The sequence below is a fragment of the Pseudomonas rhizophila genome (assembly GCF_003033885.1).
GTDB lineage: Bacteria > Pseudomonadota > Gammaproteobacteria > Pseudomonadales > Pseudomonadaceae > Aquipseudomonas > Aquipseudomonas rhizophila.
In genome coordinates, this window is record NZ_CP024081.1 from 3,439,212 (window position 1) to 3,453,650 (window position 14,439).

The following is a 14,439-nucleotide window of genomic DNA, read 5'->3' on the forward strand; positions in this document are numbered from 1 at the left end:
TCAGACAAGCAACAGGTGATCGTCCACCTCTCTGACCCCCGGCACCGACCAGGCCGCCCGTTCCGCGATTTTACGCTGGCGCCATAAATGGACTTTGCCTTCGAGCCTCACCACATCCCCATCGACCTTGACGTGAATTGCCTTGGCATCCACTTCGGCATTGCGTTTAAGGGCCTCTTCGATACGACGCTGGATGTTGCCCGCGTCCACTCGAGGGCGCAGGGTTAGCCGATTGTTCACGCCCACCACGCCGGACAGCTTGAACACGGACCGCTCCACGCTTTCTTTCTGGTATTGCCATTCCACTTCGCCTTCCAGGCTGACCCAGCCGTTCTGCACGATGACTTTTATGTCGCCTTCAGGAACGTCGCAGCTCCAGTTGATGATCTTCAAGGCGCGATTGGCAATGGTGTCGTCTGCGGTGCCGGCGTTTTTATTCAATCGGACCTGGATTTCCTCAGCTACGGCGCGCACGCCCTCGATGCTTTTGACGGCGCGTTCGGCGCTGATCTTTTCTGCATAACTGCCGACATGACCGGAAAGGGTGACGACGCCATTGTCCACGGCCACGCCAATATGGGCTGCATTGAGGTCGGGTTGGAATTCCAGTTCTTCCAGAATGGTCTTGCGCAGGGTCAAGTCGCTCATCGTGGCGTCCTCCAGGTAATGCGAAGCGGGCGGGGCTATCAGGGCCCGGTCTGCTTTTTCTACGCCTGGGTGATGCCGACACATTGAGCTAAATCAACAAGGGTGTAAGTGGGTCAACGCGCTGTCGGGGCAACAGCCTGTGATTTGATGAAAGTCAGCAGGGCGGTCGACCGTGTCAGCGGGGCGGGCGATCAGGCGACGGGCAGGTGATCAGTGATGCAAGCGCCTCGAGAGGGTTTCACCGCTCTGAATGACGATGGCAACCAGCCACTTTTTGCTTGAGGCCGGGCAGGTCCAGGATGGTGACGTTGCGTCCATGCATTTCTACCAGTTCCTCTTCTCGCAGGTGCGCGATACCCCGGCAGATCGTTTCCAGCCGCAGGCCCAGATAAGAGCCGATAGCCTCGCGGCTCATGCGCAAGACGAATTCCCTGGAGGAGTAACCGCGCATGTTAAGTCGCTGAGACAGGTTCAGCAGAAACGCCGCAAGACGTTCATCGGCATTCATGTTGCCAAGCAACAGCAGCATGCTGTGGTCGCGCACGATCTCCTGGCTCAGGAGCTTGTTGAGGTTGTGCTGTAAAGAGGGCAAATCGTGGGCAAGTTTTTCCAGGTTGCTGAAAGGAATCGGGCAAACTTCGCTGTCTTCCAGCGCTATTGCATTGCAGGCGTAATGATCGGTGCTGATGGCGTCCAGACCGAGCATTTCGCCTTGCATCTGGAAACCGGTGATTTGCTCGCGACCGTCTATCGACAATACGCTGGTCTTGAAGAAACCCAGCCGCACTGCATACAACGAGCGCAGCGGATCGCCGGTGCGGTACAGCGCCGTGCCTTTTTTGACCTTGACTCGCTGGGAGATCAAGGTGTCCAGACGCTCGACTTCGCCGCCCGTCAGCCCGATAGGCAGGCACAGCTCAAGCACGCTGCAGTTGGAGCAAGCGGTTTTAAGGGAATGCACGCGCAGAAGTCGTGCTTCTGATTCGCTCATCGGAATAAACTCCTTTGCTGGAGCAATCATAGAAGATCAAATCCGTTGCGCCTGTTCTTTGTCGTATATAGATAGACCGGCTGTCATGTTTCAATCTGCAAGCACAGGTCCTGAAGCGAATGGTTCGACAAACACGAGGCCGACTACACTCAATTGCTGCTCTTTAGCGCGCTAGAAAAGATCCCTGTCCAGGTTCAAACACCGAACCTGTTGAACTTTCATGAACTAGCGCGGTGAATAGGGATCTAGACCTCCAACATAACGGCTCTATGAAACATATCCGAACCCGCATTCAGAAGGATTATCCGAGCTGGAATCACCGACTCCGGCCATAAACCGGGGGCGATGGAGAGCGTGGGCGTTTCAGCCAGGCGGATTGAGGATTACCAGATGTCGAACATTGAAGAGCTTGCCGTGGAGGTTTGCGCTCCGAGCGAGTACCAGAGCCTGCTCACCCTGGGCGCGAGCGCGCTCGACGCCATACCGGGGGCGGTATACCTCTGTGATCACGAGGGTTGGCTCGTCAGGTACAACAGTGAAGCGGCCGAGCTATGGGGCAGGACGCCCATTATCGGGAAAAACGGTGACCGCTTCTGCGGCTCGCACCGGCTTTTTTTACCGGATGGCACGCCGCTGGCTTTCGAAGACTGCCCCATGGCTTCGGTGCTTATTACCGGCGCTGCGACACGCAATCAGGAAGTGATCATTGAGCGTTCGGATGGAACGCGGCTTATGGCGCTGGTGAACATCCGGGCCCTCAGGGATCGGCGCGGGGCCATTCAAGGGGCGATCAACTGTTTTCAGGATGTCTCGGCGCGTCATGCGATGGCCGAAGAGCTTCGTCGCAAGAGTGCCGACCTCGAGGATTTTTTTGAAAACAGCGCGGTGGGGCTTCACATTGTCAGCAACGCGGGCATCATCCAGCGTGCGAACAAGGCCGAGCTGAACATGCTGGGCTATACGGCTGACGAATATATCGGCCGCCACATTACGGAGTTTCATGTGGATGAGCCCGTTATTGGTGACATCCTCAATAAACTGGGCAGCGGCGAAAGCCTGGACAGCTACCCGGCGCGGTTGAGGGCCAAAGACGGCACGATCCGGCATGTAGCGATTACCTCCAATGGGCGTTTCGAGGACGGTAAGCTCTTTCACACACGCTGTTTCACCATCGACGTCACGCTCGCCCAGCAAATGGAAAGCCAGATTCGCGAAAGCGAACGGCATATGCGCAATCTTCTCGAGGCTCTGCCCGCTGCGGTTTATACAACCGATGCACAAGGGCGCATCACCTTCTTCAATCGGGCGGCTGTCGAATTGTCTGGCCGAACCCCACAGTTGGGGGACATGTGGTGCGTGACCTGGAAAATATTCAATACCGATGGAAGCGCGCTTCCCCACGACCAGTGCCCGATGGCGGTGGCCTTGAAGGAAAACCGCCCGATACGTGGTGTCGAGGCCATTGCCGAACGGCCGGATGGCACTCGTGTGCCGTTTGCGCCGTATCCCACACCGCTGCATGACGCCGATGGCAACCTGGTGGGCGCTATCAACATGCTGGTGGACATCACCGAGCGAAATCAGGCGCAGAACCGGCAGAAGACCCTGATCGACGAACTCAATCATCGGGTCAAGAACACCCTGGCCACCGTGCAATCCCTGGCGGCACAAACGGCGCGCAATGCCGAGGATGCGAACGACGGTTACAGGCGTTTCGAAGCCAGGCTGCTTGCGTTGTCCCGGGCACACGATCTGTTGACCCGGCGCCATTGGGGCCATACCCCCCTGGGGTCCCTTGCCCATGAAGTGCTGATGCCGATATTTGGCCAGGAACCCAGTCGAATCGTGGTTGAGGGCGACCCTGTCGATGTCGGCACCCGCGTTGCGCTCAACCTCACCATGACCCTCAATGAACTGGCGATCAATGCACTGAAATACGGCGCGATGTCAGTAGAGACGGGCACGCTTTCAGTGAAGTGGGTTGTGCAACCACAATCCGATGGAATGCTACTGACCCTGGACTGGCGCGAGCAGGGCGGGCCACGGGTGGCCCAACCCAAGCGGGAAGGGTTGGGTTCGCGTTTGATGAAGCGCTGCATCGAGCGCGATTTGGGCGGGACATTTGATCTGACCTTCGACCCGAAGGGCGTTTGCTGCCGAATCTCGTTTCTGATCCGGGCGTCCAGCCCATGAGTTCGTTCCCCGGAGTCAGGGTGCTGCTGGTTGAGGACGAAGGCACCATCGCCATGCTGGTCGAGCAAATGCTGGAAGAGCTCGAATGCGTGGTGGTGGCGTCAGTGGCACGGCTCGCTACGGCGTGCGAAGTGGCGAACCGGGTGGCAATTGACCTGGCCATTCTCGATGTCAACCTGGCCGGCGAGCGGGTTTTTCCGGTTGCCGAAATTCTCCAGGCGCGCCAGATTCCGTTTTTATTCAGCACCGGATACGGTGCCAGCGGGCTGCCGAATGAGTTCGCCCATCGTCCTGTGTTGCACAAGCCATTCTCCGAAAACGAGTTGCAACTGAAAATCGCTCTTGCGCTGGGGCGCTGACCTTCAGCGATGAGCGGGCACGCTGTCCGGCCCTGGTGATTCCCCGCAGGCGCCCTGGACGTGTTCATTCCAGTTTATGAAACAGTGGATTGCAGTTCGTGCGTATTCCTCCCCAATCCCTTTGGGAAGAAGATAACCCCACCTGCAATGCACCCTCGGCAAGAGGCGTAGCGCAGTCCCCCTGACCGTAGCGTCTTAACGCAGCCTGCAAGGCTGCGGGCGCGAGGAGTAGCTGATGGACGAAGCCGCGAAACCACAATCCTCACCCTGGCATGAAGGCGAACTGACCTTGCAACGCTCGGTCGGTGCGGTCGACATGATGACCAGCGTCGGCCAGCGACAATTGGCGCGCAACTGGATGCCGGACCAGCACCGGGAGTTCTACGCACAGTTGCCTTTCGTGGTATTGGGCGCCGTGGATCGGCAAGGTGACGTGTGGGCGACCTTGCGCACCGGCAAACCCGGTTTCATGAGCTCACCTGATCCGCAAACCTTGCAGATCAATCTCAAGCCACAACCCAGCGATCCGGCCCAGGAGGGCATGGGCGAGGGGGCTGCCATCGGCATGCTGGGTATCGAGTTGCACACCCGTCGGCGCAATCGCATGAACGGCAACATTCGCCGTTTGCTCGATCACGGGCTGGAGATTTCCGTCAGCCAGGCCTATGGCAATTGCCCTCGCTATATCAACCTGCGCCAATATTCCTTTGTCCGCGAACAGGCCGGTGACGTTCGGCACCTGGTGGCAACGGACCCATTGGCTCGTCGCCTGATCACGGCGGCTGATTCGTTCTACATCGCCACCTATGTGGAGCGCGACGGCGAACGGCAGGTCGATGCGTCCCACCGCGGCGGCAAGCCAGGTTTTGTGCGCATGGACGAGGACGGCACGCTGACCATCCCGGACTTCTCCGGAAATCTGTTCTTCAACACCCTGGGCAACATCCTGCTCAATCCCCGCGCAGGCCTGATCTTCGTCGATTTCAAGACCGGCGATCTTCTGCAAATGACCGGTTCCGCCCAAGTATTGCTGGACGATCCCGAAATTGCCGCGTTCCAGGGCGCCGAGCGGCTGCTGCGCTTCAAGCCGCAGCGCGTGGTTTACCGCCAGGCCGCGATCCCGTTGCGCTGGAAGGACCAGAGCGCGGGTGACTCGCCCAATTCATTGATGACTGGCAGTTGGGAGCAGGCCGCCGAGCGCTTGCAGGCCGAAGCCCTGCGGACCCAATGGCGCCCATTGCGCGTGGTTCGTGTGGTGGATGAGAGCCACAACATTCGCTCCTTCTACCTGCAAGCAGCCGACGGAGCGGGCGTGCCCCGGTTTGACGCTGGCCAGCACTTGCCCGTGCGGATTTCGCTGGAGGGGCAGAAAACACCCTCGATTCGTACCTACAGCGTGTCCAGCGCACCGTCGGATGATTTCCTGCGCATTAGCGTCAAGCGCGAGGGCTTGGTCTCCTCGCATCTGCATGACCGGATTGAGGTGGCGCAGCAGATCGAGGCGCGAGCGCCCCAAGGGCATTTCACCGTTCAGGCCGCTGAGCGGCGGCCCTTGGTGCTGCTGGCGGCGGGCGTGGGTGTGACGCCGCTGTTGTCGATGTTGCGCGAGGTGGTTTATCAGGGCCTGCGCATGAGTCGGATGCGTCCGGTCTGGTTGGTGCAAAGCGCGCGCACGGTTGCCGACCTGGCATTTCGCGAGGAAATCGATGAGCTGGTCAAGCGTGCCGCAGGCAAGGTAAAGGTACTGCGCCTGGTCAGCCAGCCGCCTACGGAAGGTGTGGGGCAAGGCTACGACGCGACGGGCAGGATCGATGTGGAACTGCTCAAGCAACTGCTGGCGCTCGATGACTACGACTACTACCTGTGCGGGCCCGGCAGCTTCACCCAGTCGCTGTATGACGGGTTGCGCAAATTGCGCATTCCAGACGATCGCATTCATGCCGAAACCTTCGGCCCATCCACACTGGTACGCGACGCCGAAGTCAGCGTGCCAGCGGCCCCGCAAGTGCCTGCATCGAGCGAGTCGGTGAAGATCCTGTTCGCCAGCTCCGGCAAGGAGGCCCGCTGGGAACCGGGCAGCGGGACCCTGCTGGAGCTTGCCGAAGCCCGGGGCCTGAGCCCTGAGTTCAGCTGCCGCGGCGGTTCGTGCGGCACCTGTAAAACCCGGCTAAGCCAGGGGCAGGTGCATTATCTGAACAGTCCGGCCGAGCCGGTTGCCGAAGATGAGGTACTGATCTGTTGCGCAGTACCGGCACAGGGGAGTGAGACCGTGGTTCTGGACGTTTGAGCAGGTGCTACACCCTCGCCAAAAGAGCAGCTTTTTGATCGTTCCCACGCTCTGCGTGGGAATGCATCCCGTGACGCTCTGCGTCACCTTCCAGAAGCGGAACGCGGAGCGTCCCTGGCGACATTCCCACGCAGGAGCGTGGGAACGATCGAATCTCTGGCTCCAATCGCCCAGCCCAGCGCCCTTGCCACAGGCTAGATCGTACGTCGCACTTTTCCTGGTGCTTGCCCATAAATCTCCTTGAACTTCTTGCTGAACGCCGCCTGGGATTGGTAACCGACCTGCACGGCAATATCGCTCAAGCCCAAATGTGAATGGCTGAGCAGACTGAACGCCAACTCCATGCGTATTTGCGTCAACAACACCCAAGGCGATACCCCGGCCACGCGAACGAAGGTTCGCATGAAGTTCGCGCGGGACATGTTCGCGAGGTCCGCCAGGCCCTGGATCGTCCACTCGTAGGCCGGATCTGCGAGCATCGCCTGCCAGGCTCGGCCCAGACGTTTATCGCCCAACAGCGCCAGCGAGCCGCTGTCCTGGCCGTGATTTGCCAGATGCGCACGCAGAATAAGCGTGAACAATGCCTGGGAAAGCGCATCGAGCAGAAAACGGGCACCGACCTTGGCCTCATCGGCTTCCGCACGAATGACTTCCACCAGCGCGGGTAGCGGACCGTTGGCCGACAACGCGCCGCTGGGGATGACCAGGTATTCGGGCAGGGAGGCAAACAGCAGTGAGGCCCGATTGAAGTGAAAGTCGCCACACAGCATGTCCAGTTCTGCACTGGCGTTGCCAATACGATGGACCGGCAGCGCGCCACCTGTGACGAGTTTCGGTGAAGTTGGCGCCACTGTTTTCCCAGGGCTGTGCATCAGGTGTCGCGCACCACGGGGCAGAAGCAGGATGTCACCTGCGCGCATGGGCAAACGCTGCCCATCGGGAAACTCCACCCGGCACTCTCCCGCCAACACGATGTGATAGGGCGCTCTGCCCAGGGCTTGCTGTTCATGATCCAGAGCCCAGTCACCCTGGAACTGACAGCGTAGATCCAGACTGCCGCGCACATTGGCCAGGCTGATGAGTCGATCGATCGCATTCATTTGAGAGCATCGCCAAAAAAACTGAGCGGATTGAACAAAATCGACCCGCGCCGGAGTGAAAAACTGAGGGCGTCGAAACAGTACACCCAACCCACTCAGGAGTTAATGCCATGTTCAATAACTGGTCTGAAATGTTGCCCACCATTCAAAAAGCCTTTGGCGCGCTGGGCAAGAGCAATCCGAAAATGGTCAAGGCCTACATGGCCCTTGGGGAGGCCGCCAGCGAAAACGACGTACTCGATGCCAAGACCCGCGAGCTGATTTCGATTGCCGTCGCGGTGACCACCCGCTGCGATGGCTGTATCGCCGCGCACACGGACTCGGCGATCAAGGCTGGGGCGAGCCGCGAGGAAGTGGCCGCCGCCCTGGCAACCGCGATCTCGCTGAATGCAGGCGCCGCGTACATCTACTCGCTGCGTTCGCTTGAAGCCTATGACACGTTGAAAAACCGCGCGTGACGCCACGCAACGTCAGGCCCCGGCACTGCAAAGTACCGGGGCTTTTGCCCGTTTTATGGAAAACAGCCAGTTGATTGTGCTAAACCTTCTGATCGTTCGATGCCGGCTTGCTGGCAGTCAACTGTCCTGACAACCGCTTAAGGGAATGATCATGAGCCTGCACGGCGATTACGATCCGCAGAACATCTTCGCGCTAATCCTTCGTGGCGACGCGCCGTGCTACAAGATTTACGAAGACGCCGATGTACTGGCTTTTCTGGATATCTTTCCTCAATCGCGCGGCCACGTCCTGGTGATTCCCAAAGCGTCCCAGGCCCGGAATATTCTTGATGTCGAGCCTGCGGCCCTCGGCGCGATGATGTCTGCCGTGCAGCGGCTCACACGGGTCATCGTGGACGAGCTGAAGCCCGATGGTGTGCAAATCGCGCAGTTCAACGGGGCTCCGGCCGGGCAGACGGTCTACCACATTCATGTACACATCGTCCCTCGCTGGGAGGGCGAGGAGGCGGGCATACATGGGCGGGGCAAGGCCGACCCCGAGGAGCTCAAAGTGCTGCAGGCACGTCTGGTCGAGCGCATCCGTGCAGGGGGCTAGCGCTGGCCCGATCCTGACGTAGGTAGCGAGTCAGTACACGGTTTTCTTGAAAGGGCGGGTGACCACGCCCGTGTAAAACGCCAGGATCGCGAGGCCTTGCACCACGACAGCGGCAATCACGATAGCGACGATGGCCTGGCTCGGTTCGGCAAAGACTGAACGGACTAGGCCGAAGAATGCTGGAGCGAAGGCATAGGTGGCTTGACTGATTGCGACCATCAGCGCAATCACCCTGGCGGTCTGTTCGCGGCTGAACTCAGTCTGGGCGATCAACGGCGGCAATGAAGTGGCGTTGCCGATTCCCGAACCGATCAACACCACCGCCACCCAGGCGACCGCCGGATGGATATCCAGGCCCAGGAGCATCAGTGTTCCAAGCATCTGAATCCCATAACCCAGGCAGGCCAGTTGACGGCGGTTGACGCCTTGGGTCATCAGGCGTGCGGCCACGTAACGCCCGCCCATGGCGCTGGCGGTGGCCAGGCCCATGGCGAATGAGGCGTCATGGGCGCCCATGCGTCCCGCCAGAATCGAATACAGGTGGGCGATCAAGCCTATTTGGGCGAACAACCCCAGGGACATGCCCGCTGCCAAGGAACGGAAACTGGCCGATTTGAGGGTTTGCGCCGCAGTCCAGGGTGTGGCGCTCGTGCCAGTCGCTATCGGTTCTGGTTGGTCGGCATTGTCCGGATGTTGGCCGAGGCTTTGAGGGCTTTTATTGAACACCAGAAAGGCGAAGCAGCCGAGCAGCACCACGGCTGCGAGGCTGATCACCAGCGCCGCCGTGGCAAAGCCAAAACGCTCGATCAGCAACACCCACAACGGCGAGAAAATCACCCCACCCATGCTGGCGCCGTTGTAAGCCTTGCCCAAGGCTTTGGGCCGCTCCTTGATATACCAGGGCGCGATCAGGGTGTTAACGGCAGCGGCGCCTAATGTCACCCAACCGATGCCCGAGCAGATGGCCCCGGCATACAGCACCCATAATTGGCTGGCCTGAGCCCAGATATTCACCCCGACCCCCAGCACCACGCTGCCCAGCAGGGTAACGGCCGGTACACCGAAGCGCGCGTAGAGCCTTGGCAGGTTGGCGATGACCAGGGTGCCGCTGAGAAAGTGCAACGTAACGGCCGCCGACACCTGGGCCACCGGCCAGCCGGTGCGATCCATCACGGCCTGCATATAGATTGGCGGCCCATAGAAACCGACCCCCCATCCGATCATTGCCAGGATGAATGTGCAGGTCAGTACGGTCTTTCCAAAAAAGCGGGTGGGTTTCATTGCCATCTCCTCCATGTGGGCTCACAGGTTATGCACCTGAGGCATCGCTCACTTCGAGGAGGGTCAAACTATGGATGTCGCTGCTGCCAATACTTTTTAATCCCACACCCAGTGCCAGGTTCAGCGCACGCGCGTGCGGCTCTGCTCCGCCAGGTCCAGCGCTTTTTGCATGTCCAATCGAGCCGAACGCCCCACGTCCTTGTCGTTTAGCTGATAGCTGCGCTCCGACGGCAGGATGGGCGCGGTGAGGTCCTCGCCATCCATCCGTTCGAAGTCGTGGTTTTCACCAATGGTCATGGCGCTGCGCCGGAGCAGCATGCGTAGCTGCTCGGGCTGAAGTTGCGGGTTGATGGACAGCATCGCCGCCAGCAAGCCCGCGACCATGGGCGTGGCATAGGATGTGCCGCAATGCACTGCGCCGTTTTCGCCGGCGCTGGTGGTCGAGGCGTGGGCGCAAGCGGCGGCGGTGATGTCCACGCGCATGTCGATATTCGAGGAGCTGCGCTTGACCGCATAGCCCGGGTCATCGACGGCAACCCCGGCGCGCTCGTTGCGCTGGTGCCCGCCGACCACCAGCAGTTGTTCGGTGATGAACGACGAGGGCAGGCGGTATTCATCGGTGCCCGAGAACGAAGACCCATTGCCGGCGGAGTTCACCACCACCACGTCGGGATGCTCCTTGCGCAGCCACAGGAAAAACTCTTCCAGCAGTTCCTCGTAACCGCTCATGGCGATGCCTGAGCGCAACAGCGAGTCGACTTCATCGCCTTTGACGTTTTTCGCGCCAACGCGGTGAATGCCCCAGCTCCAGTTGAGCACCCGCACGCCGTCCTCCACAAGATTGACCGAGGCGGCGATGTTGGCGGTGATCCCGGCATCGGAGTTGCGCTCGACAATGACTTCGAAACCACCGCTGGCTCTGTCCAGACCCCGGAGAAAACCGGTGTTTCCACCGTCATCCCAGCGCGCGGCGAGAATGCCGGCGACGGTGGTGCCGTGGTTGTCTGGCGTACTCGCATCGCGCGCATAGACGCAGGTGCGCGGCATCGAGCAGCCGCCGAGGTAGTCGGCGAAATCGGCGGTGTCGAAATCCACGTTACGTTCGATCAGGCCAATGCGCACCGGTTGCGGCGGGGGGGGCGGTTGCCGCGCAGGAATGCGCCGCTGGTAGTAGTTCACCGCGTCGAGAAAACGGTTGGCGGCCCATTCATCGGAGTCCAGGGCCGGCTTCTTCGGCTCTTCGGGGTGAGCGCTGGCTTGCTCGGCCTCTTCTGCCGCCGACTCCTCGATCACCACGGCATCGACACTGGTCTCGCTGCCCATCCGTAGCACCAGCGCGTCGCGCTGCACCAGATCCTTGGCAGGTAGCCGAAGCTGATACAGGTTCAGGGGAGCAATACTGCCGACGACCTTGGCGCCGTATTTTTGGGCGAGACGCTCAGCTTCCTGGCGCCCATCGTGATTTTCCTCGATCAACAGGCTCACCAGATCGACGTAGGTGCTCAAGCCGTCCATGTTCTTGGCGACTTCGTCCGGCCCGGCGGCCAATACGTGACTGTTGCGCAGGCTCAGCCAGGCTGCATTGCTGACGCGCTGCCCGTCTTCCAGCCAAATAGGGCCGCTCTGATAGGCGGCGCTGTCCAGGCGCACGCGCAGGTTTTGCCCTTCGCGTTGGACAATGAGCGCGGGTAGCGTTTTTTCACCGAGTTTCAGTTGTGGCGTTTGAGTATCCAAGCCATGCACCGTCAGGCACCAGTCCTGATGCTGGCTCTGCAGCAGGTCACCGCAGCGGTCCAGGCGTTCCAGACGCAGCGGTTCTTGTGCGGCGGCCGCCGTGCTGGCGGCCAACGTGAGCAACGTAGCGAGGACAGCAGATCGTAAGGACATGAGTCAGGTTTCTTTGCCGAGGGGCCTGGTGTTCCGACTGCCCCGTGGCCTGTTTCGTTCAGCGCGAACAGCAACGGTGACTGACTCACAGCATCCGGGGAAAAAACCGTTTCATCTGATCTGCTCGCCGAGGATTTCACCCTGAATTCTTGCCGCATCGCGTGCTGGGGGCAGTCCGAATACTCGTGCGTAATCGCGACTGAACTGTGTAGCGCTTTCGTAACCGACCTCCAATGCCGCGCTGGTAACGCTTTTGGCATGGGCGACCAGGAGTGTCCGAGCCTGAAGCAAACGCACTCTTTTTTGGTACTGCAGAGGGCTCAGCGCGGTCACGGCTTTGAAGTGACGGTGAAAGGCCGAAACGCTCATCGCAGCCCGTTGTGCCAGCGCTTCCACGCGAATGGACTCGGCAAATTCCCGGCGAATGTACTGGATCGCGAGGCTGACCCGAGCCATGGCGCTATCGGGTGCTGCGATATCACGCAGCATCCAGCCGTGAGGGCCTTGTAACACCCGGTAGAGGATCTCTCGTTCGTAAACTGGGGCAAGGGCCGCAATGTCTTCAGGCCGGTTCATCAACCGCAGCATGCGGACCCAGGCATCCATCAACTCGGGCGTGACTGAGGCTACCGAAAAGCCCGCATCCTTTTCGTATTGGCCGACAGGCTTTGGCAGGTCGGCGAGCAAAGTTGCCAGGACCGTCGGGTCGAGTGTCAGGCTGACCGCCAGGTAAGGTTCGCCGGACGCAGCGGGATGGACTTGGCCGACCGCTGGCAATTCGATGGACATGACGAAATAGGTCGCAGGGTCATAGTCCAGCGTACGGTCGCCGATGGTCATTGACTTACTGCCTTGCAGAATCAGATTGATCATCGGTTCGTAAACGGCGGCCAGCAAATGCGCCGGGATTTCACCCTGGACCATGGCCAGGCGCGGTATGCCCGTTTCCGTGCGGCGGTTCTCGGCCCGAGCAGCCAGGGCGCGCAGTTCATTGAGTGGGTTGGTCATGGGGCCATCTGAACGCAGGCGGATGCGTCCACGCAAGCAAAAAGTAGAAACAGGCAGGATTCGAGCAGGAACGGCTGCGCTCGCTACCAAGGCGATGGTTACTGTGGTGACTCAACTCAGTGACAGTGGCGCAGCGAATGAGCGTGATCGCCATGCTGCTGTCCGAAGAAGGACGCTGGATCAATGCTCAGACGATCGAAGTCGCGGGCAGCTACAACATCTGAATAGCGAGGCTAGCGCATGCTTGATCATATTTTTATCTCAGTCAGCGACATTGAGCGTTCCATCCGTTTCTACACCGCGACACTGACCCCGCTGGGCATTACCGTGCGACTTGATTACGACGGCAAGGACGGACCGCCAGGCCACCCGGATCTCAAGGGCTTCGGCGCCAATGGGCGGATGTTCTTCTGGTTGCGCGAGGGCGTGGTCGAGGGGCGAGCCGTGCATGTCGGTTTCGTGGCGAGCAGCAAGGCCGAGGTCAACGCGGCGTATGCGGAGGCCATGGCCAGTGGCGGCCGCGACAACGGCGCCCCCGGCGCACGTCTGCATTACGACCCCGATTACTACGCAGCCAATGTCCTTGACCCGGATGGCTACAGCCTCGAATTCGTCTACAAGAACTGGCAGCACAATCAATGAAAAAATTAATGATCTACGGCGCGACGGGCTACACCGGGCGCATGGCTGCCGAGCATGCCAAAGCGTTGGGGCTGGAATTTGTCATCGCCGGACGCAATGGCGAAAGGTTGCAGGCTCTGGCTGCTCAACTGAACGTCACGTACCGAGTGTTCAGCCCGGATAGACACGCAGCACAATCCCTGGAAGGCATCAGCGTGCTGCTGAACTTCGCCGGGCCTTTTGCACAGACAGCGCCCGCCCTGATGCAGACCTGCATCAAGGCTGGGGTCGACTACCTGGATATCACTGCCGAGATCAACGTCTATCGGCAGGCCGAACAGCTTGGCGCACAGGCCGTCCAAGCGGGTGTCATGTTGCTGCCCGGCGTCGGCTGGGACGTGGTGCCGACAGACTGCCTGGCCATGCATGTCGCCCGTCGTGTACAGGATCCGCAGTCGCTGAAGATGGCGCTGCAGGTCGCAGGCTCCATGTCACGGGGATCGGCTTTGAGCGTCAGCGAGATCATCGGCGCAGGGCTCTTGGCGCGGGTGGACGGATTGCTGGTTGCAACCCCCGACGCGCAGCCCCGGCATTTCGATTTTGGCGATGGCCCGGCACTGTGCGCACCGCTGTCCTTCGGTGATCTGATCACCGGGTGGCATTCCACCGCAGTCCCGAATATCGCCATGTTCGTGAATATCACCGGTGATGCCTTTCCCGAAGGCGACCTGTCACAACTTTCCGACGGCCCAAGCGTTGAACAACGTGAGGCCAACCGCGCCCGCGCCGTGGCAGAAGTCACAGGAGCTGACGGCACGGTAGCGCGTTCAATGATCGAGACCGTCAACGGCTACACCTACACCCCCCTGGCGGCTGTGGAGGCGGCGCGGCGGGTGCTGGACGGTGAGCGGCGGGCAGGCTTTGAAACCCCGGGCCGGATGTTCGGTGTCGGTTTCGCCGAGACGATTGCAGGGACGACAATCACTGATTTATAGGGCGCTATAGCGCTCC

At 60.3% G+C, this 14,439-nt stretch carries 13 protein-coding genes and 1 pseudogene; 8 read left to right on the forward strand and 6 right to left on the reverse strand.

Features of this window, described 5'->3' with window-relative positions; translation table 11 throughout:
- Both CRX69_RS16080 and fnr read right to left on the reverse strand, forming a co-directional pair.
- Complete coding sequence (locus CRX69_RS16080; RefSeq protein WP_076384342.1) at positions 1-648, reverse strand: BON domain-containing protein; 648 nt, start codon at positions 646-648, stop codon at positions 1-3.
- A gap of 238 nt (positions 649-886) precedes the next feature.
- On the reverse strand, positions 887-1,639 hold the full coding sequence (gene fnr / locus CRX69_RS16085) for a fumarate/nitrate reduction transcriptional regulator Fnr (RefSeq protein ID WP_047225683.1): 753 nt from the start codon (positions 1,637-1,639) through the stop codon (positions 887-889).
- A gap of 390 nt (positions 1,640-2,029) precedes the next feature.
- On the opposite strand from fnr, the gene CRX69_RS16090 reads away from it, so the two are divergent.
- From CRX69_RS16090 to CRX69_RS16100, 3 genes are all read left to right on the forward strand, one after another.
- On the forward strand, positions 2,030-3,832 hold the full coding sequence (locus CRX69_RS16090) for a sensor histidine kinase (RefSeq protein ID WP_107322320.1): 1,803 nt from the start codon (positions 2,030-2,032) through the stop codon (positions 3,830-3,832).
- A complete protein-coding gene (locus CRX69_RS16095) occupies positions 3,829-4,191 on the forward strand; it encodes a response regulator (protein ID WP_076384348.1) in 363 nt (120 codons plus the stop codon). Before CRX69_RS16090 ends, CRX69_RS16095 begins: the two co-directional genes overlap by 4 nt.
- A 235-nt stretch (positions 4,192-4,426) precedes the next feature.
- Positions 4,427-6,478 (forward strand): 2Fe-2S iron-sulfur cluster-binding protein, encoded by a 2,052-nt coding sequence (locus CRX69_RS16100; protein ID WP_107322321.1) that lies wholly within the window; start codon positions 4,427-4,429, stop codon positions 6,476-6,478.
- A gap of 194 nt (positions 6,479-6,672) precedes the next feature.
- Here CRX69_RS16100 and CRX69_RS16105 read toward each other — a convergent pair whose 3' ends face one another.
- Positions 6,673-7,578 (reverse strand): AraC family transcriptional regulator, encoded by a 906-nt coding sequence (locus CRX69_RS16105; RefSeq protein ID WP_107322322.1) that lies wholly within the window; start codon positions 7,576-7,578, stop codon positions 6,673-6,675.
- A 110-nt stretch (positions 7,579-7,688) separates the two neighbouring features.
- Between CRX69_RS16105 and CRX69_RS16110 the strand changes: the two genes are divergently transcribed.
- Complete coding sequence (locus tag CRX69_RS16110) at positions 7,689-8,036, forward strand: carboxymuconolactone decarboxylase family protein (protein WP_047225688.1); 348 nt, start codon at positions 7,689-7,691, stop codon at positions 8,034-8,036.
- A gap of 151 nt (positions 8,037-8,187) precedes the next feature.
- The gene (locus CRX69_RS16115) at positions 8,188-8,631 is read left to right on the forward strand and encodes an HIT family protein (RefSeq protein WP_076384354.1); all 444 of its coding nucleotides are present in this window, start codon (positions 8,188-8,190) and stop codon (positions 8,629-8,631) included.
- A 30-nt stretch (positions 8,632-8,661) separates the two neighbouring features.
- Here the strand turns inward: CRX69_RS16115 and CRX69_RS16120 are convergent, their stop codons facing one another.
- The 3 genes from CRX69_RS16120 to CRX69_RS16130 all read right to left on the reverse strand — a co-directional run bounded on the left by CRX69_RS16120 (position 8,662) and on the right by CRX69_RS16130 (position 12,807).
- Positions 8,662-9,912: an MFS transporter gene (locus CRX69_RS16120; protein ID WP_107322323.1), complete on the reverse strand. Its 1,251-nt coding sequence runs from the start codon at positions 9,910-9,912 to the stop codon at positions 8,662-8,664.
- A gap of 120 nt (positions 9,913-10,032) precedes the next feature.
- Complete coding sequence (locus tag CRX69_RS16125; protein WP_107322324.1) at positions 10,033-11,799, reverse strand: S8/S53 family peptidase; 1,767 nt, start codon at positions 11,797-11,799, stop codon at positions 10,033-10,035.
- Between the two features lie 111 nt (positions 11,800-11,910).
- A complete protein-coding gene (locus tag CRX69_RS16130) occupies positions 11,911-12,807 on the reverse strand; it encodes an AraC family transcriptional regulator (RefSeq protein ID WP_172833794.1) in 897 nt (298 codons plus the stop codon).
- 143 nt (positions 12,808-12,950) lie between these two features.
- Between CRX69_RS16130 and CRX69_RS16135 the strand changes: the two are divergent.
- The 3 genes and pseudogenes from CRX69_RS16135 to CRX69_RS16145 all read left to right on the forward strand — a co-directional run.
- Positions 12,951-13,031, forward strand: a pseudogene (locus CRX69_RS16135) (3-oxoacyl-ACP reductase); the annotation flags it as partial.
- 16 nt (positions 13,032-13,047) lie between these two features.
- Positions 13,048-13,449: a VOC family protein gene (locus CRX69_RS16140; protein WP_107322325.1), complete on the forward strand. Its 402-nt coding sequence runs from the start codon at positions 13,048-13,050 to the stop codon at positions 13,447-13,449.
- A complete protein-coding gene (locus CRX69_RS16145) occupies positions 13,446-14,423 on the forward strand; it encodes a saccharopine dehydrogenase family protein (RefSeq protein WP_107322326.1) in 978 nt (325 codons plus the stop codon). The genes CRX69_RS16140 and CRX69_RS16145 overlap by 4 nt, the downstream gene beginning before the upstream one ends.
- The last annotated feature ends 16 nt before the right edge of the window (positions 14,424-14,439 follow it).

Bases quoted from the DNA above. Each gene is read 5' to 3' on its own strand.
- CRX69_RS16125 (WP_107322324.1), bottom strand. From the start codon at position 11,799: ATGTCCTTACGATCTGCTGTCCTCGCTACGTTGCTCACGTTGGCCGCC.
- CRX69_RS16140 (WP_107322325.1), top strand. From the start codon at position 13,048: ATGCTTGATCATATTTTTATCTCAGTCAGCGACATTGAGCGTTCCATC.
- CRX69_RS16115 (WP_076384354.1), top strand. From the start codon at position 8,188: ATGAGCCTGCACGGCGATTACGATCCGCAGAACATCTTCGCGCTAATC.
- CRX69_RS16105 (WP_107322322.1), bottom strand. From the start codon at position 7,578: ATGAATGCGATCGATCGACTCATCAGCCTGGCCAATGTGCGCGGCAGT.
- CRX69_RS16110 (WP_047225688.1), top strand. From the start codon at position 7,689: ATGTTCAATAACTGGTCTGAAATGTTGCCCACCATTCAAAAAGCCTTT.
- fnr (WP_047225683.1), bottom strand. From the start codon at position 1,639: ATGAGCGAATCAGAAGCACGACTTCTGCGCGTGCATTCCCTTAAAACC.
- CRX69_RS16095 (WP_076384348.1), top strand. From the start codon at position 3,829: ATGAGTTCGTTCCCCGGAGTCAGGGTGCTGCTGGTTGAGGACGAAGGC.
- CRX69_RS16080 (WP_076384342.1), bottom strand. From the start codon at position 648: ATGAGCGACTTGACCCTGCGCAAGACCATTCTGGAAGAACTGGAATTC.
- CRX69_RS16100 (WP_107322321.1), top strand. From the start codon at position 4,427: ATGGACGAAGCCGCGAAACCACAATCCTCACCCTGGCATGAAGGCGAA.
- CRX69_RS16130 (WP_172833794.1), bottom strand. From the start codon at position 12,807: ATGACCAACCCACTCAATGAACTGCGCGCCCTGGCTGCTCGGGCCGAG.
- CRX69_RS16090 (WP_107322320.1), top strand. From the start codon at position 2,030: ATGTCGAACATTGAAGAGCTTGCCGTGGAGGTTTGCGCTCCGAGCGAG.
- CRX69_RS16145 (WP_107322326.1), top strand. From the start codon at position 13,446: ATGAAAAAATTAATGATCTACGGCGCGACGGGCTACACCGGGCGCATG.
- CRX69_RS16120 (WP_107322323.1), bottom strand. From the start codon at position 9,912: ATGAAACCCACCCGCTTTTTTGGAAAGACCGTACTGACCTGCACATTC.